This is a genomic window from Methylorubrum sp. B1-46 (genome assembly GCF_021117295.1).
Classification (GTDB): Bacteria; Pseudomonadota; Alphaproteobacteria; order Rhizobiales; family Beijerinckiaceae; genus Methylobacterium.
Map to the genome: position 1 here is coordinate 2973821 of NZ_CP088247.1, position 26984 is coordinate 3000804.

Annotated in this window: 19 protein-coding genes, 1 tRNA gene and 1 pseudogene; 17 read left to right on the forward strand and 4 right to left on the reverse strand. The window is 68.1% G+C overall.

Going from position 1 to position 26984, the window contains the following annotated elements; genetic code table 11:
• Nucleotides 1-61 precede the first annotated feature (61 nt).
• Nucleotides 62-1552, reverse strand: a complete 1491-nt coding sequence (locus LPC10_RS13735; protein ID WP_231342411.1) for a sigma-54 dependent transcriptional regulator — start codon at nucleotides 1550-1552, stop codon at nucleotides 62-64.
• 314 nt (nucleotides 1553-1866) lie between these two features.
• Here LPC10_RS13735 and LPC10_RS13740 point away from each other — a divergent pair, with 314 nt between their 5' ends.
• The gene (locus LPC10_RS13740; protein ID WP_231342414.1) at nucleotides 1867-3744 is read left to right on the forward strand and encodes a M3 family oligoendopeptidase; all 1878 of its coding nucleotides are present in this window, start codon (nucleotides 1867-1869) and stop codon (nucleotides 3742-3744) included.
• Between the two features lie 24 nt (nucleotides 3745-3768).
• Here LPC10_RS13740 and LPC10_RS13745 read toward each other — a convergent pair.
• A protein-coding gene (locus LPC10_RS13745; RefSeq protein ID WP_231346938.1) for an IS5 family transposase occupies nucleotides 3769-4537 on the reverse strand; the annotation gives its coding sequence in 2 pieces (ribosomal slippage) (nucleotides 3769-4239 and nucleotides 4241-4537; 768 coding nt in all).
• Between the two features lie 188 nt (nucleotides 4538-4725).
• Between LPC10_RS13745 and LPC10_RS13750 the strand changes: the two are divergent.
• From LPC10_RS13750 to LPC10_RS13815, 14 genes and pseudogenes are all read left to right on the forward strand, one after another.
• Nucleotides 4726-4950, forward strand: a pseudogene (locus tag LPC10_RS13750) (AbrB family transcriptional regulator).
• Nucleotides 4951-4964: 14 nt separating this feature from the next.
• Nucleotides 4965-5333 carry a type II toxin-antitoxin system death-on-curing family toxin gene (locus tag LPC10_RS13755; RefSeq protein ID WP_231347045.1) on the forward strand — a complete coding sequence of 123 codons (369 nt, stop codon included), beginning with the start codon at nucleotides 4965-4967 and terminating at the stop codon, nucleotides 5331-5333.
• Between the two features lie 92 nt (nucleotides 5334-5425).
• Nucleotides 5426-6796, forward strand: coding sequence for an AarF/ABC1/UbiB kinase family protein (locus LPC10_RS13760; RefSeq protein ID WP_231342417.1), 1371 nt, complete (start codon nucleotides 5426-5428; stop codon nucleotides 6794-6796).
• A 112-nt stretch (nucleotides 6797-6908) separates the two neighbouring features.
• Complete coding sequence (locus LPC10_RS13765) at nucleotides 6909-7202, forward strand: aa3-type cytochrome c oxidase subunit IV (RefSeq protein WP_108940643.1); 294 nt, start codon at nucleotides 6909-6911, stop codon at nucleotides 7200-7202.
• A 111-nt stretch (nucleotides 7203-7313) separates the two neighbouring features.
• A complete protein-coding gene (locus LPC10_RS13770) occupies nucleotides 7314-8453 on the forward strand; it encodes a Re/Si-specific NAD(P)(+) transhydrogenase subunit alpha (protein ID WP_231342425.1) in 1140 nt (379 codons plus the stop codon).
• Nucleotides 8454-8474: 21 nt separating this feature from the next.
• Nucleotides 8475-8927 (forward strand): proton-translocating transhydrogenase family protein, encoded by a 453-nt coding sequence (locus tag LPC10_RS13775; RefSeq protein WP_012454758.1) that lies wholly within the window; start codon nucleotides 8475-8477, stop codon nucleotides 8925-8927.
• Between the two features lie 4 nt (nucleotides 8928-8931).
• The gene (locus tag LPC10_RS13780; protein WP_231342428.1) at nucleotides 8932-10332 is read left to right on the forward strand and encodes an NAD(P)(+) transhydrogenase (Re/Si-specific) subunit beta; all 1401 of its coding nucleotides are present in this window, start codon (nucleotides 8932-8934) and stop codon (nucleotides 10330-10332) included.
• 116 nt (nucleotides 10333-10448) lie between these two features.
• Entirely contained in the window at nucleotides 10449-12260 is a 1812-nt protein-coding gene (gene recJ, locus LPC10_RS13785) for a single-stranded-DNA-specific exonuclease RecJ (RefSeq protein ID WP_231342431.1), read from the forward strand.
• A gap of 89 nt (nucleotides 12261-12349) precedes the next feature.
• A tRNA-Tyr gene (locus LPC10_RS13790) sits at nucleotides 12350-12433 on the forward strand.
• A 295-nt stretch (nucleotides 12434-12728) separates the two neighbouring features.
• Nucleotides 12729-13463, forward strand: a complete 735-nt coding sequence (locus LPC10_RS13795; RefSeq protein ID WP_231342435.1) for a Crp/Fnr family transcriptional regulator — start codon at nucleotides 12729-12731, stop codon at nucleotides 13461-13463.
• A 52-nt stretch (nucleotides 13464-13515) separates the two neighbouring features.
• Nucleotides 13516-14220, forward strand: coding sequence for an HWE histidine kinase domain-containing protein (locus tag LPC10_RS13800; RefSeq protein WP_231342438.1), 705 nt, complete (start codon nucleotides 13516-13518; stop codon nucleotides 14218-14220).
• A gap of 211 nt (nucleotides 14221-14431) precedes the next feature.
• Nucleotides 14432-16417: an autotransporter assembly complex family protein gene (locus LPC10_RS13805; RefSeq protein ID WP_231342440.1), complete on the forward strand. Its 1986-nt coding sequence runs from the start codon at nucleotides 14432-14434 to the stop codon at nucleotides 16415-16417.
• A gap of 81 nt (nucleotides 16418-16498) precedes the next feature.
• A complete protein-coding gene (locus LPC10_RS13810; RefSeq protein WP_231342443.1) occupies nucleotides 16499-20809 on the forward strand; it encodes a translocation/assembly module TamB domain-containing protein in 4311 nt (1436 codons plus the stop codon).
• Nucleotides 20810-20871: 62 nt separating this feature from the next.
• Nucleotides 20872-21447: a hypothetical protein gene (locus tag LPC10_RS13815; RefSeq protein WP_231342445.1), complete on the forward strand. Its 576-nt coding sequence runs from the start codon at nucleotides 20872-20874 to the stop codon at nucleotides 21445-21447.
• A 93-nt stretch (nucleotides 21448-21540) separates the two neighbouring features.
• On the opposite strand, the gene cynS is transcribed toward LPC10_RS13815, so the two are convergent.
• Entirely contained in the window at nucleotides 21541-22029 is a 489-nt protein-coding gene (cynS, locus tag LPC10_RS13820; RefSeq protein ID WP_231342447.1) for a cyanase, read from the reverse strand.
• A gap of 347 nt (nucleotides 22030-22376) precedes the next feature.
• Here cynS and LPC10_RS13825 point away from each other — a divergent pair, with 347 nt between their 5' ends.
• Together LPC10_RS13825 and LPC10_RS13830 are read left to right on the forward strand one after the other, a co-directional pair.
• Complete coding sequence (locus LPC10_RS13825) at nucleotides 22377-24200, forward strand: sigma 54-interacting transcriptional regulator (protein WP_231347046.1); 1824 nt, start codon at nucleotides 22377-22379, stop codon at nucleotides 24198-24200.
• Between the two features lie 151 nt (nucleotides 24201-24351).
• On the forward strand, nucleotides 24352-25875 hold the full coding sequence (locus LPC10_RS13830; RefSeq protein ID WP_231347047.1) for a carbohydrate porin: 1524 nt from the start codon (nucleotides 24352-24354) through the stop codon (nucleotides 25873-25875).
• Between the two features lie 31 nt (nucleotides 25876-25906).
• Here LPC10_RS13830 and LPC10_RS13835 read toward each other — a convergent pair whose 3' ends face one another.
• Nucleotides 25907-26965, reverse strand: coding sequence for a cytochrome-c peroxidase (locus LPC10_RS13835; protein ID WP_231342450.1), 1059 nt, complete (start codon nucleotides 26963-26965; stop codon nucleotides 25907-25909).
• Between the last annotated feature and the right edge of the window lie 19 nt (nucleotides 26966-26984).

Consider the following 26984-nt stretch of genomic DNA (forward strand, 5'->3'; position numbering starts at 1 on the left):
CCAAGCCGAACCCTGTGAGCGAACAGCCGAGCCTGGCCGGCTGTTCCCTCCGCCCCCGGTATCAGGCGGCGTCTTCGGAACGCTCCTCCTCGTCGAGGCCGAGCTCCTTGAGCTTGCGGTAGAGGGTGGATCGGCCGATTCCGAGGCGGCGGGAGACTTCGGACATTCGGCCGCGGTAGAATTGCAGGGCGAAGCGGATCACCTCCGCCTCGACCGTCTCCATCGTCTTCATGTCGCCGGTCTCCTCGACCACGAGGGACATCGCGTGTGGGTCGCGCACCTCGACGCGGACGATCTCCCGCACCGGTTCCAGGCCGCCCGCCGGCAGGGCCGCTTGCACCGGCAGGGGCGGGATGCGCACGTCGAAACCCTCGACCTGCGCGGCGATCTGCGGGAATTCCGCCACCGTCAGCTCGTCGCCGTCGGCGAGCACCACCGCGCGGAACAAAGCGTTCTCCAGCTGGCGCACGTTGCCGGGCCAGGGATAGCGCGAGAGCAGCGCCATGGCCTCCGCCGTGATGCCGCGCAGGCGCTTGCCTTCCTCCGCCGCGAACCGGGCGCAGAACGAGCGCACCAGATCCGGAATGTCCTCGCGCCGCGCTCGCAGCGGCGGCAGCGTCATCGGGAAGACGTTGAGACGGTAATAGAGATCCTCGCGGAATTTGCCCTCCTTCACGAGGTCGAGCAGCGAGCGGTTGGTGGCCGAGATCAGGCGGATATCGACGCGCACGGCGCGCTTGCCGCCGACCGGATCAACCTCTCCCTCCTGCAGCGCCCGCAGGAGCTTCACCTGGGCGTCGAGCGGAAGCTCGCCGATCTCGTCGAGGAACAGCGTGCCGCCCGAGGCTTCGACGAATTTGCCAACATGCTTCTCAGTGGCGCCGGTGAAGGCCCCCTTCTCGTGGCCGAACAGGGTCGATTCGACGAGGTTCTCGGGGATCGCGCCGCAATTCACGGTGACGAAGGGCTTGCCGCGCCTGTCGCCCGAGCCCTGGATCGCCCGGGCCAGCACCTCCTTGCCGACGCCCGACTCGCCCTCGATCAGAACGGGGATGTTCGACTTCGCCGCCCGCTCGGCGAGCCTTATCACCCGCTCCATGTCCGAGCTCTTCGAGGCGAGATCCTTGAAGCCGAGGGCCCCGGAGGCACGGCGGCGCATCCGACGCACCTCCTCCTCGAGCTGATCGACCCGCAGGGCATTCTTGATCGAGACCTGTAGCCGCTCGGCGCCGGCCGGCTTGACCACGAAATCGACGGCGCCCGCCCGCATGGCGTTCACCACCGCGTCGATGGAGCCGTTCGAGGTCTGAACGATGACCGGCGTGTCGATCCCGCCCTTGCGCATTTCGGCGAGCACGCCGAGGCCATCCATGCCGCCGGGCATGACGAGGTCGAGCAGCACGACATCGACGCTCTCGCCGCCGCGCAGGAGGTTCAGCCCGTCATGCCCGTTCTCCGCGATCCGGGCCTCGAAGCCGAGGCGGCGCACCATCGCCTCGGCGAGGCGGCGCTGGACGGGATCGTCGTCGATGATGAGAACGGTGGTCGACATGCGGGGCGCCTCGCTTTCCGCTCGAGCCGGCCGCGGGCCGGCACCGTCTCCGAGGGAGATCGGCGGGCGCAGGGCGGCGGGCTGTTTCGTTTCGAGGCACAGGATCGCCCACGAGCGTAAAGCGCCGCTTAACGACGCTCGAATTTGATCGCGGCCGCCTTCCAAAAGACATTGCCAACGATCCGTGAGCCCTCCGGCTCACGGGATTGGCCAACGCGGTTGATCGTACGGGCCTCGCGCTCGATATCTGACCCCGACCGTGTCGGGCTCCTTGCGCCGACCCGCGGTCCGATGCGTCGAGGAAACAGCACATCATGTCGAGCCGAGCCGTTTTCGCTGCCCTGTCCGCGGAGTTGCCGAGGGGGGCCGAAGAGCTTGCGACCGTGCGCAGCGCGTTGCAGGCGGTCGATCTCGGCGTGTTGCCCGAATGGGACCTGACCGACCTCTATTCCGGCATGGATGCGCCCGCCTTCCGAGACGATCTCGACCGGGCCGAGGCGGAGAGCCGCGCCTTCGCCGCACGTTATGCCGGCCGGATCGCCGAGATCGCCTCCGGGCCGGACGCCTCGTCCGTCCTCGGCGAGGCGGTGCAGGCCTACGAGCGGATCGAGGATCTGATGGGGCGGCTGATGTCCTATGCCGGGCTCGTCTATTCCGGCGACACCACCGACGAGACCCGCGCCAAGTTCTACGGCGATACCCGCGAGCGGCTGACCGCGGCGTCGGGTGACCTGTTGTTCTTCGGCCTGGAACTGAACCGCGTCGAGGATGGCGTGCTCGATGCGGCGATGACGGACGGCCCGCTCGCGCACTACCGACCCTGGATCGAGGATCTGCGCCGCGAGAAGCCCTATCAGCTCGACGACCGCACGGAGAAGCTGTTCCTCGACAAGTCGGTGACGTCGAGCGCGGCCTGGGACCGGCTGTTCAACGAGACCATCGCCTCGCTGCGCTTCCCCGTGCAGGGCGAGCGCCTGACGCTGGAGCCGACGCTCAACAAGCTCCAGGATCCCGACGGCGCCGTGCGCAAGGAGGCGGCGCTCGCCCTCGGCGACACGCTGCGGGCGAACCTGCGCATCTTCACGCTGATCACCAACACGCTCGCCAAGGACAAGGAGATCTCCGACCGCTGGCGCGGCTTCAAGGACGTGGCCGATGCCCGCCACCTCTCGAATCGCGTCGAGCCGGAAGTCGTCGCCGCCATGGTCGAGGCCGTGCGCGCGGCCTATCCGCGCCTGTCGCACCGCTACTATCGGCTGAAGGCCAAGTGGTTCGGCGTCGAGGCGCTGCCCTACTGGGACCGCAACGCGCCGCTGCCGAAGGTCGAGCAGCGCACGATCCCCTGGGCGCAGGCGCGCGACACGGTGCTGGAGGCCTACAACGCCTTCTCGCCGGACATGGCCGGCATCGCCAGAAGATTCTTCGACGGCGGCTGGATCGACGCGCCGACCCGGCCCGGCAAGGCGCCCGGCGCCTTCGCACACCCGACCGTCCCCTCAGCCCACCCCTACGTGCTGGTGAACTACCAGGGTAAGCCGCGGGACGTGATGACGCTGGCGCACGAACTCGGCCACGGCGTGCATCAGGTGCTCGCCGCTGGCAACGGTGCGCTGATGGCGCCGACGCCGCTGACGCTGGCGGAGACCGCCAGCGTGTTCGGTGAGATGCTGACCTTCCGCCGCCTGCTGGGCCACACCACCGACCCGACCCAGCGCCGGGCGATGCTGGCAGCCAAGGTCGAGGACATGATCAACACGGTGGTGCGCCAGATCGCGTTCTACTCCTTCGAACGGAAGGTCCATCTCGCCCGCGCCAAGGGCGAGCTGACGGCCGAGCAGATCAACGAACTCTGGATGTCGGTGCAGTCGGAGAGCCTCGGCCCGGCGATCACCCTCGACAAGGGCTACGAGCCGTTCTGGGCCTACATCCCGCACTTCATCCACTCGCCGTTCTACGTCTACGCCTACGCCTTCGGCGATTGCCTCGTGAACTCGCTCTACGGCGTCTATGCCCGCGCCGAGCCGGGCTTCGTCGAGCGCTACTTCGACCTGCTCTCGGCCGGCGGCTCGAAGCCCTACGGCGAGTTGCTCAAGCCGTTCGGCCTCGACGCCAGCGATCCGGGGTTCTGGCAGATCGGGCTCGGCATGATCGAGGGGATGATCGCCGAGCTGGAGGCGATGGAAGACGCGTAGCCCTTACTCTATGGGCCTTAGAACCTATTCCGGTAGGGTTTGTTGAGCGGCGATGATCCCGCAGGCGAAGTGGACGAGGGCTCGGTAGTTCCGGGGCTTTTTGGGCCAGCGGATGAGGATGCCACGGAAGCGGTTGAGCCAAGCGTGGGCGCGCTCGACGACCCATCTGCGCGCCTTGGCCCCGCGGTGGCGTTTGGCGTGGATCTCCTCGCCTCGGCGGCGCAGGTGGAGGGTGAAGCCGCGCTCCTCGACCAAGGTCCGGGAGGTGGCGTAGTCGTATCCCTTGTCGAGGCACAGGTGCAGGGGCGAGCGTCTGGTCGGTTTGGGCCGGGCGACGGGTACGGCGTCCAAGGTCTCACCCATGAGAAGATGGTCGTTGACGTTGGCGCCCGCGATGACGACGCTGATCGGGACGCCGCGTCCGTCAGTGAGCACCGAGCGCTTGACCCCGCGCTTGCCGCGGTCGGTCGGGTTGGGGCCGGTTTTTTCCCCCACCCAGGGGCGCCTTGCCCATGGCTGCATCCAGCGACAACCACGTCCAGTCGATCCCGACCAGATCGTCGTAGGCCAGCAGGCCCTCCCGCCAGAACGCCTCGAACACCCCGGCCTGCGTCCACTCCTGGAACCGGCGATGGGCCGAGGAAGAGGTGCAGATCCCGGTGGCGGTCAGGGCGTTCCACTGGCATCCGGTGCGCAGCACGAACAGGATCGCGTCCATCGCCTTGCGATCGGGCGTCCGCGGGTTGTGACAGCCCAGAGGATGAGGCGGACGTGGAGGCAGCAAGCGCTCCATCCGCGCCCACAGATCGTCGGGCAGGCGATAGCCGTCGTCCAGAACTGACGGCTTGCTCGGGCGGCGCTTGCGAGGCTCGGTCATCCCGACAAACTAGGGCGCCGAGCCTCAGCGCCTAGCGAGATAGGTTCTTAGCTCAGACGTGTTGTACGCGCGTTGAACGCGGATAAGGCGCGAGAGCCCATCCCATGAAGCTCGAAGTCAAGCGCATCGGAAATTCGACTGGTCTGATCCTGCCGAAGGAACTCGTCGGCAGGCTCTAACTGGATCAGGGCGATTGGCTGCACGTCACCGAGAACGCCAACGGTACGCTGCATCTCTCGCCCTGCGATCCGACCTTCGAGAAGGGCATGAGGATCGCTGAGAAGGCGATGAAGACCTATCGAAACGCGCTCGCCGAGCTGGCGAAGTGAGCGAGATTTTCTGACTGACCAGCGATCTCGTCCAGGCCATCCACGCACAGCAGCTCAAGCTCTTCGGTGGGCCTCCGGGCTTGCGCAACGAGGGGGCACTTGAATCGGCCCTCGGTCGACCCATCAACCGTGCAGGCTATGGTGAGCCGGACCTAGCCGAACGAGCGGCCGCCTACGCCTTCGGCGTCGCCAAAAATCACCCCTTCATCGACGGCGGCAAGCGTGCCGCCCTGCTGGCGCTCGTCACCTTCCTCGGTCTGAATGATATCGACTTCGTCGTCGATGAAGCGGAGGCGGTGCTGATGATTCGCGGCCTTGCCGCGGGCGAGATCGACGAATCCAGTCTGATCCGTTGGATTCGCGACACCTGGCCGAAGGCGTAGCGCGATCCGCGGCGCGCCGTCCCAGCACTCTGGGCGCGGCCCCGGACGGTGCCTATCTCCGGTCACGTCCTGTCAGGAATTGATCCCAGCCCATGGCCGAGACCGACCGCGAAGCCAACCGCTTCACCGCCCGCGCGAGCCGCTACGCCAGCGTCGGCGCCAATGTCGGGGGCGTGGCCGCGCGAATGGCGGCGGCGCGCCTGTTCGGCGGCAAGGACGGCGCGAGCCTGAACAACGCTGCGGCTCTGGCCCAGGCGCTCGGCGGCCTCAAGGGGCCGATCATGAAGGTGGCGCAGCTGCTCGCCACCGTGCCGGATCTCCTGCCGCCTGAATACGCTGCCGAGCTGCAGAAGCTTCAAGCAGACGCGCCGCCGATGGGCGCCGCCTTCGTCAAGCGTCGGATGATGGCCGAACTCGGGGCCGACTGGCAGACCCGCTTCGGCCGCTTCGACCTCAAGCCCGCCGCCGCGGCCTCCCTCGGTCAGGTCCACCGCGCCGAATCACTCGACGGCGCGCCGCTCGCCTGCAAGCTTCAGTATCCCGACATGCAGTCGGCGGTGGAAGCCGACCTCAAGCAACTTCAGGTCGCCTTCGCCCTGCACCGTCGCATGAATTCCTGGCTCGATACCTCGGAGATCGCCAAGGAGATCGGCGCGCGGGTTCGCGAGGAGCTGGATTACAGCAGGGAGGCCAAGCATGCCGCCCTCTACGGCGATGTGCTCAAGGACATCGACGCGGTGCGGGTGCCGACGGTGCATCCCAGCCTCTCGACGAAGCGGCTGCTCACTCTCGGCTGGCTCGACGGTGAGCGAATCCTCACCTTCGCCGATGCCCCGATCGAGACCCGCAATCGCATCGCTCAGGCGATGTTCAAGGCGTGGTGGCACCCCTTCAGCCGCGCCGCCGTGATTCACGGCGACCCGCATCTGGGCAACTACACCGTCTTCTCGGAGGACGGCGAGGCGCAGGGCATCAACCTGCTCGATTACGGCTGCGTGCGCATCTTCCACCCGCGCTTCGTCGGCGGCGTGGTCGACCTCTATCGCGGGCTGTTGGAAGACGACCGGGACCGCGTCGTCCACGCCTATGAGGTCTGGGGTTTCAAGCGCCTCGACAAGGAAACGGTCGACATCCTCAACATCTGGGCCCGGTTCATCTACGGCCCCCTGCTCGAAGACCGCACGCGCACCGTCGCGGACGGCGTCGAGCCCGGCGCCTACGGACGGCGGGAAGCGTTCTCCGTGCATCAGGCGCTCAAAGAGCGCGGTCCGGTGACGATTCCACAGGAATTCGTCTTCATGGACCGGGCGGCGGTCGGGCTCGGTGCCGTGTTCCTGCACCTGCGCTCCGAACTGAACTACCACCGCCTGTTCGAAGCCGAGATCGAGCGCTTCTCCCTCGAGACGCTCTCCCAGCGTCAGGAAATGGCGCTGGCCGAGGCTGGGCTACCGGCCCCGGCATAACAAAAGTCGGCTCACGATCCACCACCCTGACCGTCAAGCTGATTGCGAGTGAGTTAGCCTTGCGCTAAATCCGCGCGTGACAAGCAAAACGATACCAGGGAACGGGCGCGCAATGGCGGACACGAAGACCCTCACCGGCCTGAACTACAGCCCGGCGATGGACGAGAAGACCCACGAGCAGACCTACCGGGGCTTCGTCCGCTTCGTCGAGATCGGCACCGTCACCGTACTGTGCTGGGTCGTGGCACTGGCCATCGGCGGCGTGCACGAGGCCTGGGTGACCGCGATCATCGGCGTGCTGGTGTCCTGGGTGGCGGCCGCCGCCGGTGCCTTCGTCCCGGCCATCGGATGGAAGGCTCAGGCCTTCGTCCTCGCCGCACTCCTCGCGATCCTCTTCCTGAGCTGAGGATTGAGGTTTTCGGGCCGGCCCTCCGGGTCGGCCTTTTTCAGATCTGAACTTCCAAGAAGGCTCGGATACCGGCACGCCGAAAGGCGGCTGTAAGAACGGGAGCAACTGATGCGTATTGCCGTCTTGACGGAGACGGACCCGATAGAACCACGGGTCGCGGCCGTCCCAGAAACGGTCAAGAAGTTCATTGGTCTGGGCAGCGAGGTCGTCGTGCAATCGGGAGCGGGCGCCAAAGCCGGCGTTCCCGATGCCGAGTACGAAGCCGCCGGCGCCAAGATCGCCGGGAGCGCCGAGGAGGCGCTTTCGGGCGCCGATCTCGTCCTCAAGGTCCGCCGTCCGAACACGGACGAACTGGCCAAGATCCAGAAGGGCGCCACGGTCGTCGCGATCATGGATCCCTACGGCCACGAGGATGCGCTGAAGGCCGCGGCCGAAGCTGGCGTGAACACCTTCGCCATGGAGCTGATGCCCCGCATCACCCGCGCGCAGGTGATGGACGTCCTCTCCTCCCAGGCGAACCTCGCCGGCTACCGCGCCGTGGTCGATGGCGCTGCCGAGTACGGCCGCTCCCTGCCGATGATGATGACCGCCGCCGGTACCGTTCCGGCCGCCCGCATCTTCATCATGGGCGTCGGCGTCGCCGGCCTCCAGGCCATCGCCACCGCCCGCCGCATGGGTGCCGTGGTGACCGCCACCGACGTGCGGCCCGCCACCAAAGAACAGGTCGAATCGCTCGGCGCGAAGTTCGTCGCCGTCGAGGACGACGAGTTCAAGCAGGCCGAGACCTCCGGCGGCTACGCCAAGGAGATGTCGGCCGAGTACCAGAAGAAGCAGGCGGAGCTGGTCAAGGGCCACATCGCCAAGCAGGACATCGTCATCACCACGGCGCTGATCCCCGGCCGGCCCGCGCCGAAGCTCGTCTCCGAGGAGATGGTCGCTTCGATGAAGCCCGGTTCGGTGCTCGTCGACCTCGCGGTCGAGCGCGGCGGCAACGTCGCCGGCGCCAAGGCGGGTGAGATCGTCACCGTCGGCAACGGCGTGAAGATCGTCGGCCACGTCAACGTGCCGGGCCGCCTCGCGGCGACCGCGTCGAGCCTCTACGCCCGCAACCTCTACGCCTTCGTCGAGACGATGATCGACAAGGAAGCGAAGGCGCTGGCGGTGAATTGGGACGACGAACTCGTCAAGGCCACCAACCTCACCCGCGACGGTCAGGTGGTGCACCCCAACTTTCAGCCCAAAGCCTGATCGGTCGCGGAGGATCTCACCATGGCAACCCCCCTTCCGCCCGTCTCGCCTGCTGATCAGGCAAACGCCGCCGCCGCCGCCGCGCGCGCCGCGGCCGACATCGCCCAACAGAACGCCGCCCACGCCCAGTCGATCGCCGACGCGCTCGGCCACGGCGTGGCCGCCGCCACCCACGGCGCGGTCGATCCGACCGTGTTCCGGCTGGCCATCTTCGTGCTCGCGATTTTCGTCGGCTATTACGTCGTGTGGTCGGTGACGCCCGCGCTGCACACGCCGCTGATGTCCGTCACCAACGCGATCTCCTCCGTCATCATCGTCGGCGCGCTGCTGGCCGTCGGCGTCCCGCTGATCGAGAAGGGCACCGGCTGGGCCCGCTTCTTCGGCTTCATCGGTATCGTCCTCGCCTCCGTGAACATCTTCGGCGGCTTCCTCGTCACGCAGCGCATGCTCGGCATGTACAAGAAGAAGGCTTGAGGCGATGTCGGAAAACGTCTCTTCCCTTCTCTACATCGTCTCCGGCGTCCTGTTCATCATGGCGCTGCGGGGGCTCTCGCACCCGACGACCGCTCGTCAGGGCAACCTCTACGGCATGGTGGGCATGGGGCTCGCCATCCTCACCACGCTGGTCGGCCATCCGCCATCCGGCCTCGGCGCCTGGATCCTCGTTCTCCTCGGCCTCGCCATCGGCGGCGGCGCGGGTGCGGTGATCGCCAAGCGGGTGCCGATGACGGCGATGCCGCAGCTCGTCGCCGCCTTCCACTCGCTGGTCGGCCTCGCGGCGGTCGCGGTGGCGGCCGGTGCGCTCTACGCGCCCCAGGCCTTCGGCATCCTTGAGAACGGCCACTTCCACAAGCAGTCGTTGTTCGAGATGGGTCTCGGCGTGGCGATCGGCGCGATCACCTTCACCGGTTCGGTCATCGCCTTCGCCAAGCTCGACGGGCGTATGTCCGGTAAGCCGATCATGCTGCCGGGCCGGCACATCATCAACCTCGCCATGGCGATTGGTCTGCTGGTGCTCATCGGCATCTTCATCGGCACCGAGTCGAAGGTGGCGTTCTGGCTGATCGTGATCGTCTCGCTGGTACTCGGCGGCCTGATCATCATCCCGATCGGCGGCGCCGACATGCCCGTCGTCGTGTCGATGCTCAACTCCTACTCGGGCTGGGCGGCGGCCGGCATCGGCTTCACCCTAGGCAACCTCGCGCTCATCATCACGGGCTCGCTGGTCGGCTCCTCGGGCGCGATCCTGTCCTACATCATGTGTCACGCGATGAACCGCTCGTTCATCTCGGTGATCCTCGGCGGCTTCGGCGGTGATTCCGCCGCGGCGGCCGGCGGTGGCCAGGTCGAGACCCGTCCCGTGAAGCAGGGTTCGCCGGACGACGCGGCCTACATCATGAAGAACGCCGAGAAGGTCATCATCGTCCCCGGCTACGGCATGGCGGTCGCCCAGGCGCAGCACTCCCTGCGTGAGATGGCCGACCTGCTGAAGAAGGAAGGCGTGGACGTGAAGTACGCCATCCACCCGGTGGCGGGCCGCATGCCGGGGCACATGAACGTGCTTCTGGCGGAAGCCAACGTGCCCTACGACGAGGTGTTCGAGCTGGAGGACATCAACGGCGAGTTCCCGCAGGCCGACGTTGCCTTCGTGATCGGCGCCAACGACGTTACCAACCCGGCCGCCAAGACCGACAAGGCCTCGCCGATCTACGGCATGCCGATCCTCGACGTGGAAAAGGCGAAGACCGTTCTCTTCATCAAGCGCGGCATGGGCTCGGGCTACGCCGGCGTCGAGAACGAGGTGTTCTTCCGCGACAACACGATGATGCTGTTCGGCGACGCCAAGAAGGTCGTCGACAGCATCCTCAAGAACCTCTGATCGGCCCGAAACGGCCGTGAGATGCGGGGCGGGCGAGCCATCGTCCGCCCCGCTGTCGTTTGAAGGGCGCAGTCTTTGCCGGCCGAAGCGGCTATGCTCGCCCCGTGTCCGCTGCCATGTCCCTCGCCCCGCCCCTCGATCTGCCTCGCCCCTTCCTCGACATCACCGCCTCGGTGCTCGGGCGGCCCTGGCGCGAGCGATGCGGTGATCCCGCTCTCCAGGCGCTGGCGACGACGATGACTCAGGCCTATGGCCTGCCGGATCTGCTCGCCCGCGTCCTCGTCGGGCGCGGCGTGCGGCCGGCCGAGGCCGAGGCCTACCTGTCCCCGCGCCTGCGCGACCTGATGCCGGACCCCGCCGTGCTCGTGGATATGGAGGCGGCGGTCGATCGCCTCGCCCACGCCGTGCGGGCCCGCGAGGCGGTGGCGATCTTCGGCGATTACGACGTGGACGGCGCGTCGAGCGCCGCGCTTCTCGCCGCGTATCTGCGGGCGCTCGGGCTGAAGGTGCGCATCCACATCCCCGACCGCATCACGGAAGGCTATGGCCCGAATGTCGGCGCCGTCACGGCTTTGCGCGAGGAGGGCGCGAGCCTGCTCGTCTGCGTCGATTGCGGCACCGCCGGACATGAACCGCTAGCCGCCGCGGCAGCCCTCGGCCTCGACGTGATCGTGCTCGATCACCACGGTGCGCCGGAAGAGCTTCCGCAGACGCGAGCCCTGGTCAATCCGAACCGACTCGATGACCTTTCCGGTCTCGGCCATCTCTGCGCGGCGGGCGTCGTCTTCATGACCCTCGTCGCGCTCGCGCGGCGCTTGCGGGGGGAGGGTGCTTTCGCCTCGACCGCCGAGCCGCGCCTCACCGACTTCCTCGACCTCGTGGCCCTCGCCACCGTCGCCGACGTGGTACCGCTCGTCGGGCTCAACCGCGCCTTCGTCGTCCAGGGTCTAGCGGTGATGCGGGGTCGGGGCCGGCCGGGGCTGGCGGCCCTTCTCGACGCCGCCGGACTGAGCGAGCCACCGGAAGCATGGCATCTCGGCTTCCTCGTCGGGCCGCGCATCAATGCCGGCGGCCGCATCGGCGATGCCGGCCTCGGCGCGCGGTTGCTCACCACGGCCGATCCGATAGAGGCGCGCCGCATCGCCGACGAGTTGGACCGGCTCAACCGGGAGCGCCAAGCCATCGAGGCGCAGGCGGTCGCCGAGGCCGAGGCCGAGATGGACGCTCGCCTCGCCCGCGATCCCGATCGTCCGGTCCTGATCGCCGCCTCGCCCGAATGGCATCCCGGCATTGTCGGACTCATCGCCGCCCGCTTGAAGGAGCGTTTCGGCCGGCCGGCCTTCGCCTTCGCCGTCAAGCCCGATGGAAGCGCGGTCGGCTCGGGACGCTCGGTCGTCGGCGCGGATCTTGGCGGGGCGGTGCGCGGCGTGGTCGAGGCCGGGCTCGCGGTCAAGGGCGGGGGGCACGCGATGGCCGCGGGTGTCACCCTTGCGGCCGGGGGGCTTGAGGCCTTCGGTGCGAGCCTCTCGCGCGATCTGACCGAGGCCGTCGGCCGGGCGCGGGCGGCCGAGGCGCTGCTGATCGACGGTACGGTGAGCGCTGGCGGCGCGACCGCGGAACTGGTGCGGCTGATCCAGCGTGCCGGCCCCTTCGGCCAGGGCGCACCGGAACCGGTGATGGCACTGCCGCGCCATCGCCTCGTCGATGCAGGGATCGTCGGCAACGGACATGTCCGCGCGCGCCTCGTCAGCGGTGACGGGCAGGCGGTCGGTGGCATCGCTTTTCGCGCCGCTCAGAGCCCGGTCGGCGGCGCTCTGCTCGGCGGCATCGGCCGCACGTTCCACGTCGCCGGCACGCTCTCCTGCGACCGCTGGCGCGGTGCGGAACGGGCTCAAGTGCGAATCTGCGATCTCGCGCCCTGTGGATAGAAATCGGATCGAACGGATCGGTTGACACCCGATCAGAGCCTCACCATAAGGGCCTCGCCCGCCGCGAATGAAACGCGGCGACCCGGTTTGGGGGAATGTCCCGAGCGGCAAAGGGGGCGGACTGTAAATCCGCTGCGTAAGCTTCGTAGGTTCGAGTCCTACTTCCCCCACCAAACACATCCGACGCACACGACCTCGACTCCCCGGATCGCGATCCGGCCTGTCGCTGAATCTCGGGCTGGGACGCAGGCCTTGGATCCTGATCGGTCTGGCTGCGGGTGGCGCCAAATACCAGCAATCTCTTGATGAATCCGTCGGCCTTTGCGCTGAGCGGACGACGGCTGAAGTGCCTCCGCGCCACGCCAGGAATCTGTTCACAGATTTCGGCATGCGCACGCTGATTAACCTGCGTTAGTTCCGCCCGCCATTCGTAGCGCTAGGTTGCGGCGACTCGGCCAGGGAAACTCAGTGTCCAACCCGCTCGTCCGCAAGCTGGAAAACTTCGTTCGCCTCTCTCCGGAGGAGAAGCAGGCTTTGGAGAAGATCGCTCAGCCCGCACGAAGGTTGGGAGCCCGAGAGGATGTGATCCGCGACGGGGAGCGGCCGCGTCACGTTCATGTCGTTCTTGAAGGCTGGGCCTGCCGCTACAAGCAGCTCGAGGACGGCCGGCGCCAAGTCATCTCGATCTTTCTTCCCGGCGATCTCTGCGACCCGCATGTCTTCGTACTGCGCAAGATGGATCACTCGCTTGGAACGCTGACGCCTGTGGTGCTCGCCGAGATCTCGGAGACGGCGATACGGGAGGTCGCGGTGCAATATCCGCGCGTGGCGGAGGCACTCTGGTGGGAGGTGCTGGTAACGGCGGCGATCCAGCGCGAGTGGACCGTCAGTCTCGGCCAGCGGCTGGCGACGGAGCGCCTGGGACACCTCTTCTGCGAGCTGTTCCTCCGGCTGCGCGCCGTCGGCCTGACGAATGAGACCAGTTGCGAATTCCCGATTACGCAAGCCGATCTCGGCGATGCGATGGGACTCTCGACCGTTCACATCAACCGCACCCTCAAGGAGTTGCGGGCGGCCAGCCTGATCCGCTTACGCGGTCGTCAGCTCACCATACCCGATTTCTCCGCTCTCCAGGCGGCTTCTCTCTTCGATGCTTCGTATCTTCATTACGAGCGTGATCCATCGGTATCCGACGACGATTGAGGGGCGGCCCTTTAGCCGATTCAATCTGTTGAGGTCAGCGAACGGCTAAGCCATGAACCAGGATCCGCGGGACGCACGTATCGAGGAGTTGGAGGCTGAGAACCGGCGTCTGCGCCGGTTCCTCGACGAAACCGGTCTGCCGGCAGAGCTGCGCCACAAGGTACGCAATACGCTCTCGATGCTGCGGGCGATCATCCGCCGCTCTGCCGAGACGAGCGATTCCGTGGAAACCTATGTCGCCCATCTCGATGGCCGGGTCGATGCCCTCGCGCGCGTACTCAACGCCCTGATGCGCAGCGTGCCCGAAGGAATCGGCCTGCATTCCCTTATTGCGGATGAGCTTCTCGTGCATCTCGCACGCGAGGGCGAGCAGGTGGCGATCTCGGGGCCGAGCTTACGTCTGCGCCCCGGCGCGGCGGAAGTATTCGCCATGGCGATCCACGAATTGGCCGTGAACGCCGTCGAGCATGGCGCGTTGACCGTGCCGCAGGGCCGCATCGATGTGACGTGGGCCCTGTCATCGCCAGCCGGCCCGACCGCATCACCGCAACAACTCACCTTCATCTGGGATGAGACCGGCCTCGAGAACCTGCCGTCCGTCCCGTCCCATCACGGCTTCGGCTTTGAGGTCCTCGAGCGAAGCTTGCGCTACGAGCTGAAGGCCAACACGGTGATGACCTTCAGGCCGGATGGCTTGCGATGCTCGATCAGCCTGCCGCTGTCGCCGCAGATCACGCTGATCCAGGAAGAGGAATAGGGCGGCCTCCCTCGGCGGGTTCGGGCTCGATGTGCCGGCCCTCGATCTGCGGCTGATCCGGCACACCGAGCCGTTGTCTGCACACTCTTTCTCGATCAAGCGGTGTGCCAATCGGGGCCGGGGTAGCCCCGCGGGTGATCGACGGGTACTTAACAGTCGGATGCTTTTCTGGAGGCATCGCCCGCCACGAGCCAGAGACCCAGCCGCGCGTATGCATGTCCGGATGAACTGCCTGCTGCGTTCGCCGGCCCTCGGTGGCGTTCTCTTCGGCTTGGCGAGCGTGCTCGTCGTGCCGCAGCCGGCGCAAGCCTTTGATCTGTTCGGCCTGTTTGGCTCCGAGGAGGAGCCGCCGGCGCCCAGTGCCGGAGCCTTGCCCTACAGCCTCCGCATCACCGGTACGGACGATTCGGACATCCTGCGCGCGCTCCAGGACACCTCGACGCTCTATCGTCTGCGCCAGGAGGCGCCGCCGGATGGCGAGGGGCTGGTCCGGCGGGCCGAGGCCGATCTGCGACGCCTGACCGACCTGCTCTCCGGCTACGGCTATTATCAGGGTACGGTCTCGATCCGCATCGACGGCGTGCCTGTGACGGGCGAGTCCTCGCTCGCCGCCGCCTCTCGCGCCGCGGAGGGCTCGCGGGCCCGTGCTTTGGTGCCGGTGAAGATCGCCGTCGATCTCGGCCCCCTCTACACCCTGCGGACGGTGCGCGCCCTCGATCCCCGCGGCCGTCCGTTCTCGGAGGAGGTGCTGCCCGAGCGCTTCACCCGCACGGGCGACGACGTTCCGGCCCGCTCCGCTACGGTGCTAGCCCGCGAGGCGAAGATCGTCGATCGCTTCCGCGGGCTGGGCCACCCCTTCGCCAAGGCAGTGAGCCGCGACCCCGTCGTGGACGATGCGGCGCATGTCATGGACGTGACCTTCACCATCGATCCCGGGCCGATGGCCGGACTCGGTGAGGTTTCGGTCAAGGCAACTGACGGCATCGATCCGGCGGTGATCCGCTCGTTCATCTATTCCGAGCCCGGCGATCCCTACTCGCCGAAGGCGGTGGCCGACATCCGCCGCTCGGTGGCCCGCATCGAGGGCCTCGGCGCCGTTCGCGTGCGAGAGGGCGAAACGCTCGACGCGCAGGGCAACCTGCCGATCTTCGTCGAGGTGAGCGAGCGCGAACGCAACCTCATCGGCGTCGCGGCGCGCTACTCCACCGTCGATGGGCCGGGCGTGCGCGCCTACTATGCCAACCGCAACCTGTGGGGCGGCGGCGAGACCCTGCGGCTCGATGCCGACATCTACTATCTCGGCCTCGGCTACGATCCGTTCGCGACCCAGCGCAAGCTCGCCGGCATCGACACGACGGGACTGGGCGGGCGCCTCTCCGCAACCTTCGTGAAGCCGGCGCTCGGCGGCACCCGCAACGATCTGCTGGCGAATGCCTTCGTGACCCGCGAAGTGCAGCAGAGCTATTTCGTGGATGCAGCCGGCGCCTCGGTCGCCCTGCGCCATCGCTTCTCCGACACCTTCTCGGCCCAGATCGGCCTCGACGGGCAGGTGGGCCGCTCGAAGGACGCGATCGGCACCGTCGATTACCGGCTGATCGGCGTGCCGCTCTCGGTCACATACGATTCCACCGACAGCCTGCTCGACCCGACCGAAGGTTTCCGGGTGATCGCCTCCGCCGCGCCCTATCCCGGCTTCCTCGGCTCGGATCCAGGCATCTTCGTCGCAAAGGCGCAGGGCTCGACCTACTACGCGCTGGACGACGAGCGGAGATACGTGCTCGCCGGTCGCCTCGGCTTCGGCTCGGTCTCGGGGGCGCGGCTCGACGAGATCCCCGACAATTTCCGCTTCTTCGCCGGCGGCGGTGGTTCGGTGCGCGGCTTCGCCTTCCGGACGCTCGGCCCCCGCGGCCCCTTCAACCTGCCGATCGGCGGGCGCAGCCTGTTGGAGGCCTCGATCGAGGCTCGCATCAAGATCACCGACACGATCGGCATCGTGCCGTTCTTCGATGCGGGCACCGCCTTCGCCTCGACGCTGCCGGATTTCGATGAGCGTATCCGCAAGGCGGTCGGCATCGGCGTCCGCTACTACACCGGCATCGGCCCGATCCGCGCCGACCTCGCTTTCCCGCTCGACCGGATCAAGGGAAACCGCGAGCTGCCGGCTGCCCTGTACATCAGTCTCGGACAGGCGTTCTGAATGGAATTTCTTGTTCGTCGGCGCCGCCCGAATCCTGTCCCCCTCGCAGGGAAGGGGCGCCGCCGAGCGGTCGGGCGATGGATGTTGGCAGCAACCGTCCTGTCGGTCGCCCTGCTTTTCGCCGCCTTCTTCGCCACCGATGACACCCGCGCCGCCGATGGCGAGAAGACGGTGCTCGGCGGACTTCTCTCGAAGGCGCTCTCGACACCGTCCTCCCAGGTCTCGATCGGCGCGGTCGATGGTGCGCTCTCGTCGGACGCCACCATCCGCGACGTCGTCATCAGCGATTCCGACGGGCCGTGGCTGAAGCTCGACCGCGCCCGCCTCGTCTGGCGCCGGCTGGCGCTTCTGTCCGGCCGGCTCGAAGTCGACAGCCTGGAGATCGGCCGGCTCGAAGTGCTGCGCAAGCCGGTGCCTGGCCCGACGCCAGCGGAGGCCGAGCCCGATGGCAGCCTGTTGCCCGAGCTGCCGGTGAAGGTCGAAATCAAGGGCTTCACCCTGGCCGAACTGGTGCTGGGGGAAAGCGTCGCGGGCCAGCCGGCGCGCCTTGCCGGCGACGGCAAGGCCAAGCTCGGAAACCCCTCCGAGGGACTCGATGTCAGCGCGGATTTCCGCCGTCTCGATGCGGCCGGGCGCTTCGTCGCCCGCCTTCTCTTCGTGCCCAAGGGCGAGCGGCTGGAGGTGAAGGCCAATCTCGTCGAGCCCCAGGGCGGCCTGCTCTCGAAGGCGGCGAACCTTCCCGGCACCCCGCCGATCAATTTCGACCTGAACGGAAACGGCACCCTTGACGCGTTCAACGCCCGGCTCGATTTCGACGCCGGCTCCGAGATCGGCGCCAAGGGCGGCGCCCGCCTCTCGCGCATCGGCACGGACCGGCGCCTGAGCCTCGATCTGACCTCGCGCATCGAGGGTCTCGTGCCGGGTCCGGCGGCGGCGATCTTCTCCGGCGAGACCAAGCTCGACGGCGGCATGGCCTTCTCCGATACGGGGTCGTTCCGCATCGACCGGCTCGACCTCGCCTCGCGCACCGCGCGGCTCGGGATCGGCGGCACCCTGACCGCCGACCGGGTGGCGGATTTCACGATTTCTGCCCGCGCCGTCCCGACCGAGGGCGGCGTCACCAAGGCGGCGGAAGCGGAACTGGAGACCTTGGTTTTCGACGGCAGCCTGAAGGGGCCGCTCTCGTCGCCGCGGGTGAAGGGCAACCTCAAGGCCGCCGGCCTGCGCACGAAGGAATCGTCCCTGGAACGGGTCGAGGCGCTGCTGAGCATCGAGCCGGCCGGCGCCGATCCGAAGGCGCAGCGTTTCGCCGTCACCGCCGATGCGGCGATGGAGGGTCTGCGGCTCGCCGATCCCGCGCTCCGCCGCGCCGTGGGAAGCCGCGCCAAGCTGACCCTGCGCGCCGCCGCGGGCTCGGACGGCGTCCTCGACGTCACGACGCTCACCCTCGATTCCGATACCGCCCGCGCCGCCTATGCCGGCCGCATCGGGCAGAACACGCTGACCGGCACCGTGGAAGCGGCGCTCGCGGATATCGGCGCCTTCTCAGGCGTGGCGGGCCGGACTCTCGCCGGCCGTCTCGACGCCAAGGCGACCTTGAGCGGCGATCCGGCCCGCAAGGCGCTCTCCGCCGATCTCGACCTGCGCGGCGGCGGCCTCGTCCTCGGCGAGCCGGCCGCCGACCGCCTCGTCGGCCGGGCGCCGACCCTGACGGGGCGCGTGTCGCAGACCTATGACGGCTATGGCTTCGAGCGCCTGCGCTTCGAGGGGGCCGGGCTCGTCGCGACCCTTCAGGGTCAGGCCAACGCCAAGACCGCCAATGTCGCCGCCCGCGTCGATCTCAAGACCCTCGCGGCCCTCGACGAGCGGCTGGCCGGACCGGCGAGCGCCGACGCGCGGCTGACGGGCTCCCTCCTCAAGCCGTCGGTCACCGTCGCGCTGCGCGCGCCGGACGTGAGCGCCAACGGCCGCCCGATCCGGGATCTGCGTCTCGATGCGGCGCTGAGCGACCTCCGCGACGCCCTCGACGGAACGCTGCGCATGACCGGCGACATCGCCGGCAAGCCGCTGCGGGCCGAAGCTCATATCGCCCGGCCGAACCGGAGCGACTACGCCCTCGACCGGCTCACCTTCGCCCTCGGCTCCGTCGCGGCGGACGGGCAGGCGGTGGTCGATGCCGGAAGCCTTCTGGCGGAGGGCACGCTGAACGTCCGCGCGGGCGATCTCGACGACCTGTCACCGCTCGCGCTCGCGCCCATGGGCGGCAGCCTCGACGCGGCGGTGACGCTCACTCGCGCAGGCGGACGCCAGGATGCGGCGGTCCGCGCCACGGGGACGAGCCTGCGCTACGACAGTTTCGGCCTCGCACGGCTCGACGCGGATCTCACCGGCCGCGATCTGCGGGCCCACCCCGTCATCGACGGCCATGCGGCCATCGACCGGCTCGTCGCCGCGGGCCAGAGCGTCGACACGGTGCGGCTCACCGCCAACGGCACCGCAGCGGCGAGCGACATCACCCTGACCGCCCAGGCCCGTGGCTTTTCTCTCGACGGCGCCGCGCGGCTGATTCCTGCGGAGCGCACGCGGATCGAGATCGCCCGATTCTCGGCGCAACGCGGCGGCGACCGTCTGGCGCTGGCGGGACCCGCCGCGATCACCCTCGATCAAGGCTCTGCCCTGATCGAAGGGCTCGTCGTTGCCGCCGGCGCCGGGCGGATCAGCGTCCAGGGGCGCGCGGGCTCCGAACTCGACCTCAAGCTCGGCATCCGCGCCCTGCCGCTGTCGCTCGCACGGATTGCCAGCCCGAGCCTAGCGCTCTCCGGCACGCTGGAGGGCGAGGCCAATCTGCGCGGGCCTGCCGCGCGGCCGGAGGGGCGCTACGCCCTCAACGTGACCGGCCTCGTCATGCCCGAAACCCGCCGGGCCGGCCTGCCGCCGATCACCGCGCGGGCGAGCGGCCGGCTCGCCGATGGCGAAGCCAGCATAGACGGCCGGGTCTCGGCCGGGCGGGGCGCCGACGTCACGGTCACCGGCACGGTGCCGGTCGAGGCGGGAGGCGGGCTGAGCCTGCGCGCCCGCGGCACCCTCGATGCCGCACTCGCCAACTCGATGCTGAGCGTGAGCGGCCAGCGTGTCGCGGGCCGGATCGCCCTCGATGCGGGCGTGACCGGCACGGTCGCGGCACCGAAGGTCGAAGGCTCGGCCACGCTCTCGGGCGGAAGCCTTACCGATCCCCTCAACGGCATCCGCCTCACCGACATTCAGGGCCGCGTCACCGGCCGCGGCGACACCCTCGTCATCGAGCGGCTCACCGCCGCGACCCGCAATGGCGGGCGCCTCGCGGTCGATGGGCGCGTCGCTGTCGAGCCGGCCTCCGGTTTCCCCGGAACGCTCCGCATCACCGCCGATCGGGCCGAGTTGGTGTCGAGCCCGCTGATGACGGCGGTCTCCAGCCTCAACCTCGCCCTGTCGGGGCCGCTCGCCCGCAAGCCGGTCATCAAGGGCCGGGTTGATGTCGTCTCTATCGACGTTTCGGTGCCCGACCGCCTGCCGGCCACGGTGCAGCCTCTGCCGGGCATCCGACGGGTCAACGTGACGCCGGAGGTGCGAAAGCGTCTCGCCGAGCGGGCCGAGCGCAAGGCGCAGATCGAGGCGGCGAGCCGCCGGAAGAAGTCGGCACCGCCCTTCGATGCCAGTCTCGACGTGACCGTGAGCGCGCCGAGCCGCATCTTCGTGCGCGGGCGCGGCATCGATGCGGAGCTCGGCGGCGAGTTGCGCGTCACCGGCTCGTCGCGCGATCCGCAGGCCAACGGCGACTTCTCTCTCCGCCGCGGCGTGTTCAGCCTCGGCGGACAGCGCCTCGACTTCACCCGCGGCCGGGTGTTCTTCGCGGGCGATCTCGCCCAGCCCGATCTCGACTTCGCCGCGGAAACCAAGGCCGCCGACGTCACCGCCCGCGTCGCGGTCACCGGCCCGGCCTCGCAGCCGGTCTTCGCGCTCTCGTCCGATCCGAGCCTGCCGCAGGACGAGATTCTCTCGCGGATCCTGTTCAAGAAGGCGGCGGCCGGACTCTCCCCGTTCCAGGCGCTCCAGCTCGCCCAGGCGGTGGCACAGCTCTCCGGCGGGGGAGGGGGACCGGACGTGTTCGAGTCGGCCCGCAAGGGTCTCGGCCTCGACAGCCTTGATGTCTCGACGGGTGCGAGCGGCGGTCCGGCCGTCGGCGCCTCGCGCTACATCAACGACCGCATCAGCGTCGGCGTGAAGGCCGGCGCCAAGCCCGCCGATACCGCTGCGACGATCAATTACGACGTGACGCGGCGGATCAAGCTCAACGGCGAGGCCGGCAGCGACGGCCGCACCTCCGTCGGCGTCGGCGCCGAGTGGGAGTGGTAGGCGCGGCCGCGGGCACCGGACAGCGAGCGGTATCGACAAGGCAACGGATCGGAGAGATCGGCATGAGGCGAGGATTCACCTATGCGATCGGGTTGGCGCCGCTTCTGTTCCTCTCCAGTGCGCCGGCGCGCGCCGAGGCGTTCACGGACCCCTCGACCGGCTTCTCGGTGACCGTACCTGCCGGGTTCGCCATCCGATCACAGCGGACGGATCCCAATCACGAAATCCTCGTCGATATCGTCAGCGAGACCGGACAGCCGCCTGTGGCGGGACGAAGCGAAGCGCTGTGTGCTGCGGGTTTCAGGCGGAACCAACCAGGGGCCGTTTCTTCGCAGGCGGAGTTGAACGCCCTACCGGCGCTTCGCGAGCGGGTCGCCGAAGCCAGGACGATCCTGGCGGGGCAGGGCCTGCAGACGGAAACGGTCGAGTCGATCAAGAGCAGCGAGTTTGCGGGGTTCGAAGTGATCTCGGTCCCGACCTCAGGACCGGACCATCGGAATGTCCGGATCTACATGGCAATCATGGATCGTGTGATCGGTCGGATCGACATCGTGTCCGCGACGACGAAGCAGGCACTACCCGACGCCCTTCCGATGTTTCGCGCGATACGCGACGGCACGCGCCCACCCGCACGATAGGGGAACTGGGATGTCTGCGTCGCCCTCATCGAAGCGCCACAGACAAGCGCCCGGCGCCGACACGGCACCGGGCCCCGCGGTTCGTCGGCGCGCTCACGGCTCCTTGAAGCCGTAATCCGGCACGCCTTCCTCGTTGCCGTAATACTTGTAGGGCAGGAACTTGCCCGACATGGCGAGCTTCACCCGGTCGCCCTTGTTGTTGGGCTCGCGCTCCATCGTCATGTTGAAATCGATGGCCGACATGATGCCGTCGCCGAACTCCTCCTGGATCAGTTCCTTCCAGGTGGTGCCGTAGACCATCACCAACTCGTAGAAGCGGTAGATCAGCGGGTCGGTCGGCGGCATCGAGGGGATCGAGCCGCGATAGGGGGCCTCGTTCAACATCCGCTCCTCGGACGGGGACAGCCCGAACAACTCCGCGGCCTTCTTGGCCTGCGCTTTGGGAAGCTTCATCTGGCCCATGCAGGCGGCGGTGATGAGGATCGGAGAGATACCGCCGATCTCGTCCTGGATATACTTCCAGGTCCAGCCTTTCTCGCGCTTGATGTCGAGAAGCTTCTCGGTGAGGTCTTCGCGCTTCATGCTCATCTCCCTGTCGGCGGTCGGCCGTGATGGGTGGCCGTTCGGATGCCTGGGGGCATGGCGTCCGAACGGCCTGACCGTTCCGGCCGCCTGGGCGGGCCGGACGGCACTGCGATGACGGATGCGACATGGGCTCCGTCATTGTGAGAACATTTGGCAAGCGACGTGCCAGACCTCTCTCTGAATAGAAGTCCTGCCAGAACAATGACTTATGCCGGTCTCGCCGAACTACGAAATTTCGTCTACGACGAACATTCGTAGGATAACTGCGGGATTTCGTCGTGCCGTCACAGGTCTCGCCAGCGTCATCGATCTACGGCTCCGCCTTCGACGAGAACCGCGATGCGATGGTGGTGTTCGAGCCTCTGGATGACCGCATCGCCGACGCCAACCCCGCCGCAGCCCGGCTGCTCGGCCACAGCCGTGCCGCTTTACGGGCGATGCCGGTGAGCACGCTGCATCCCGACCAGCGGGCGGCGCTCGTGGTGTTCACGCAGGCGGTTCTGGCCGAGGGACAATGGTGGACGCACGCCCTCACGCCGCGCCACGGCGACGGTAAGGCGCTGCGGCTCGAATACGCCGCCTGCGTGCTGGCGGGCGAGCCCGTGCGCCTCCTCGTCACCCTCCACGATCTCGACGAGCGCGAACGCCGCCGCATCGACGGGGAGGCCGAGGCACATATGCGCGCCGGCTTGCCCGAATGGCAGCGGATGGAGCGCATCTTCCGCGACATCGAGCGCGGCAACCGCCTGATCCTGCGAGCGGCGGGGGAGGGGATCTACGGCGTCAATGCCGAGGGGGTCACCACCTTCGTCAATCCGGCCGCCGAGCGGATGCTGGGCTGGCGTTCGGCCGAGCTCGTCGGCAAGGACATGCACGCCACCGTTCACCACACCCATGCGGGTGGGAGCCACTATCCGCATCACGATTGCCCGATCTACGCCGCCTTCCGCGACGGCGCCGTGCACCAGGTCGACGATGAGGTGTTCTGGCGTAGGGACGGGACATGCTTTCCCGTCGAGTACACCTCGACGCCGATCCGCGAAGGCGGACAATTGCTCGGCGCGGTGATCGTGTTCCGCGATATCAGCCAGCGCCGTGAGGCGGAGGATCGGTTGCGGGCGGCGCTGGCCGAGGTCGACTCGCTACGCGAGCGCTTGGAGCAGGAGAATGCCTATCTGAAGGAGGAAATCCGCGCCGAGAGTCACCATCAGGGCATTATCGGTCGCAGCCCGGCGACCGAGGCGTTGCGGCACCAGATCGACGTGGTGGCAGGCACCGACGCCACGGTTCTCGTCACGGGCGAATCCGGCACCGGCAAGGAGCTGATCGCCCGGGCGATTCACGAGGCGAGCCGTCGCCGCGACCGGCCGCTGATCCGCGTGAACTGCGCGGCGATCCCGCGCGACCTCTTCGAGAGCGAGTTCTTCGGGCATGCTAGGGGCGCGTTCACCGGTGCCCTGCGCGACAGGATCGGGCGGTTCGAACTCGCAGACGGCGGCACGCTGTTCCTCGACGAGGTCGGCGAGATTCCGCTCGATCTCCAGGGCAAGCTCCTACGCGTGCTCCAGGAGCGCCAGTTCGAGCGGGTCGGCGAGGAGCGCACCCGCGCCGTCGATGTGAGGCTGATCGCGGCGACCAACCGGGATTTGAAGGAAGAGGTGCGCCGCGGACGCTTCCGCGAGGACCTCTACTTCCGCCTCAACGTCTTCCCCATTGCCTCGGCCCCCTTGCGCGAGCGCCGTGAGGACGTGCCACTGATCGCGCAACACGTCCTGAAGGCGGCCGCGCGGCGCCTCAACCGGGCGGATCTGCGCCTGACCGAGGCCGATGCCCGCCGCCTGAGCCGCTACGATTGGCCGGGCAATGTGCGCGAGTTGGAGAATGTGATCGAGCGCGCCGCGATCCTGGCTGAGCGCGGGCGCCTGCGCTTCGACCTGCCGGAGGCCCGTGGCGCCGGGCCCGAGGCACGAGTGATCGCGCCGCTCGCAGAGGCCGGCCGGCCCCTGACCGAGGAGGAGCGCCGGACGCGGGCCCGCAGCGAGATCGAAGCGGCGCTTCACATGAGCGGCGGAAGGATCTTCGGCGCCGGCGGCGCCGCCGAGCTGCTCGGCCTCAAGCCCACCACCCTTCGCTCCCGGATGAAGGTGCTGGGTGTCCAGCGATCGTGATGGACAGCGGTCGAACCGTCGAACGGACTGCTTCGCAGGGCTGTCATTTGCACCTGCTTCAGTCCCGTTCGATAGGTTGCGACCGCGCCGCGCACCTCGACCGAGGATCGCTGCTCGCGGCAAACCTCCGTGCCATGAGCCGAGCGATGATTTGAGAGCGAAACCGACACGCAGGCGAGTAAACGTGGCGCTGCGTCCCACGAGGGGCGTCCTGGTCTTCGCCCTGTCCACGCTTCTCTGCGCCGCCACGAGCCAAGCGGAAGCGCAATCCTCGCTGCCTCCGTTGCCTCTGCCGCTGGCGCTCCCGCTGACAGGCGCGGGCGGCGATCCGCAGACCGCGGTGGCACAATCCCGGACGTCGGACCAAGTCTCGGTGACGAACCAGGGCTCGCTTCAGGATGCTCTCGGTCCCTACGGCGACCCGTTCGGTCTGCGCGCTGTGCTTGCCGGACGCGGCATCACTTACGTCCTGACCTATATCGGCGAAGGCTTCTCGAATGCCGCCGGCGGGCTGCGGCGCGGAACGACCTATGGCGGGCGCCTGGACACCGCGCTCGACATCGATCTCGACCGGCTCATCGGATGGAGCGGCGCCCGCTTCCACACCGACTTCTTCCAGATTCACGGTCATGGTCTGTCGCGGCTTTACGCCAACAACCTGACGACGGTGAGCGGCATCGAGGCGTTGCCGGCCACCCGCCTGTTCGAATTGTGGATCGAACAGCGCTTCCTCGACGATCGGTTCTCGGTGAAGATCGGGCAGATCTCGGCCGATACCGAATTCGCCATCGCCCAGTCGGCAGTGGTGTTCGTCAATGCCGGCTTCGGGTGGCCGAATGTCGGCGCGGTGGTGATGCCGAGCGGTGGGCCGATCTACCCGCTGGCGACGCCCGCCATTCGCCTGAAATACGAGCCGACGCTCGAACTCTCGTTCCAAGGCGCGCTGTTCAACGGCGATCCGGCGGGGACACCGCCGCCCGGCGACGATACCGATCCGCAGCGGCGCAACCGCGCCGGCACGAACTTTCGCGTTAACGATCCCGCGCTTCTGATCGGTGAGGTGGCTTACGCCTATCGCAGCCTGCCGGGCACGGATCACCTGCCCGGAACGGCAACCCTGGGCGGGTGGTATCACTTCGGCCGGTTCGACAGCCCGCGCCTCGACGAGGTGCGAGGGCGTTTCCTGGCCGATCCCGAGGCCAGCGGCATCGCCCGGCGCTTCCGGGGGGATGCAGGCCTCTACGCTATGCTCGACCAGACCATCTATCGGGAGCCCGGCCGGGAGAATGCCGGCGCCTCGGCCTTCCTGCGCGTCTCGGCTGTGCCGAGCGACCGCAATCTCATCGATCTCTACGTCGATGCCGGCATCGCCTACCGCGGCCTCTTCGCCGGGCGCCCCAACGATACGCTGGGGTTCGGCGTCATCCACTCGCGCATCAGCCCGGCCGCCCGCGCCTTTGACCGGGACGCGCGTCTCTTCGGCGTCGGATCGGGACCGCTGCGCAGCAGCGAGACCGTATTCGAGGCGACCTATCAGGCGGAACTCGTCCCCGGCTTTACCCTCCAGCCTGACCTGCAATACGTCATGCGGCCCGGTGGCGGCCTCGAGGATGCGCGCGGCCGTCGGCTGCGCAACGCCACGGTCATAGGCCTGCGCGCGACCATCAACTACTGACGACGGCGACCGGAACCCCATTGGCCGCCTGTTACGGCCGCGGCGGCTCGGATCCGATCGGCAGATAAGCGGGCCCTTCGGCCCCGTCATCGTCGAGGGACTCCATGAAGGCGATGAGGTCGGCCTTCTCCCGCGCCGAGAGATGGAGCGGACGGATGTCGCGGGAGCGGCTGGGCCGATCGATGCCGCCGCGGTCATAGAGATCGACCACCTCGGCCAGCGTGGTCAGCGATCCGTCATGCATATAGGGCGGCCGGCGCGCGACGTTGCGCAGGGTCGGTGTCTTGAAGGCGTGGCGCAAAGCCGTCGAGTTCGGAAAGAACTTCCCTCGGCCGATCGCCCCCTCTCCTGCGACGCCGATGTCGTGGAACGAGCCATCGGTGAAGTTCCAGCTCGAATGGCACGCCGCGCAATTGGCTTTGCCGTTGAAGAGGTCGAAGCCGCGTTTGGCCGCGGCACCGAGCGCTTGCGCATCGCCTTCCACCCAGCGGTCGAACGGTGCCGGGCCGGAGACGATCAGGCGCTGAAACGTGGCGAGCGCCTGTTCAATCCGCGCCTGCGTCACCGGTCCGCCTTCCGCAACGGGTTCGGGAAACGCCTTCGCGAAGGCCGCGACATAGTTCGGATCGGCCGACAGACGCCGGACCATCTCCGCGGGCGGCATGTTCATGTTGCCGGAAGCGGTCAGCGGCAAACGGGCCACCGTCTCGAGACCGCGGAACTTGCCGTCCCACCCGAAGATCGTCTCGGTCCACGCGACGTTCAACAGCGTCGGCGTGCGGAATTCCATGACGCCGCCGTCGTTGCGCGGCGCGCGCGGGTTCGAGTCGGTCCAATCCTTTCCGGGGATGTGGCAGGTGGCGCAGGTTCGGTCGCCGTCCCGGGACAGGGCCGGCTCGAAGAACAGGGTGCGGCCCAGTTCGGCCTTGGCGGCCTGGAACGGATTGTCATCGGGAAACGGAATCGACAGCGGTCGCCGGTACTCGGCAAACGCGGCCGTTCGGTCGGGCTCGCCGTTCGTCGCGACCGCCAAGCCTCCCAGCAGAATCGATAGGAGGGCCGCCGCGCCCCCCACGATTTTCCAAGCCATTCCAACCTCGATGGGAGCG

Coding starts and splice junctions, on each gene's coding strand:
- cynS (WP_231342447.1), bottom strand. CDS start 22,029: ATGAAGCGCGAAGACCTCACCGAGAAGCTTCTCGACATCAAGCGCGAG.
- LPC10_RS13735 (WP_231342411.1), bottom strand. CDS start 1,552: ATGTCGACCACCGTTCTCATCATCGACGACGATCCCGTCCAGCGCCGC.
- LPC10_RS13780 (WP_231342428.1), top strand. CDS start 8,932: ATGTCGGAAAACGTCTCTTCCCTTCTCTACATCGTCTCCGGCGTCCTG.
- LPC10_RS13805 (WP_231342440.1), top strand. CDS start 14,432: ATGCATGTCCGGATGAACTGCCTGCTGCGTTCGCCGGCCCTCGGTGGC.
- LPC10_RS13825 (WP_231347046.1), top strand. CDS start 22,377: ATGGTGGTGTTCGAGCCTCTGGATGACCGCATCGCCGACGCCAACCCC.
- recJ (WP_231342431.1), top strand. CDS start 10,449: ATGTCCCTCGCCCCGCCCCTCGATCTGCCTCGCCCCTTCCTCGACATC.
- LPC10_RS13815 (WP_231342445.1), top strand. CDS start 20,872: ATGAGGCGAGGATTCACCTATGCGATCGGGTTGGCGCCGCTTCTGTTC.
- LPC10_RS13835 (WP_231342450.1), bottom strand. CDS start 26,965: ATGGCTTGGAAAATCGTGGGGGGCGCGGCGGCCCTCCTATCGATTCTG.
- LPC10_RS13810 (WP_231342443.1), top strand. CDS start 16,499: ATGTTGGCAGCAACCGTCCTGTCGGTCGCCCTGCTTTTCGCCGCCTTC.
- LPC10_RS13800 (WP_231342438.1), top strand. CDS start 13,516: ATGAACCAGGATCCGCGGGACGCACGTATCGAGGAGTTGGAGGCTGAG.
- LPC10_RS13770 (WP_231342425.1), top strand. CDS start 7,314: ATGCGTATTGCCGTCTTGACGGAGACGGACCCGATAGAACCACGGGTC.
- LPC10_RS13765 (WP_108940643.1), top strand. CDS start 6,909: ATGGCGGACACGAAGACCCTCACCGGCCTGAACTACAGCCCGGCGATG.
- LPC10_RS13760 (WP_231342417.1), top strand. CDS start 5,426: ATGGCCGAGACCGACCGCGAAGCCAACCGCTTCACCGCCCGCGCGAGC.
- LPC10_RS13775 (WP_012454758.1), top strand. CDS start 8,475: ATGGCAACCCCCCTTCCGCCCGTCTCGCCTGCTGATCAGGCAAACGCC.
- LPC10_RS13740 (WP_231342414.1), top strand. CDS start 1,867: ATGTCGAGCCGAGCCGTTTTCGCTGCCCTGTCCGCGGAGTTGCCGAGG.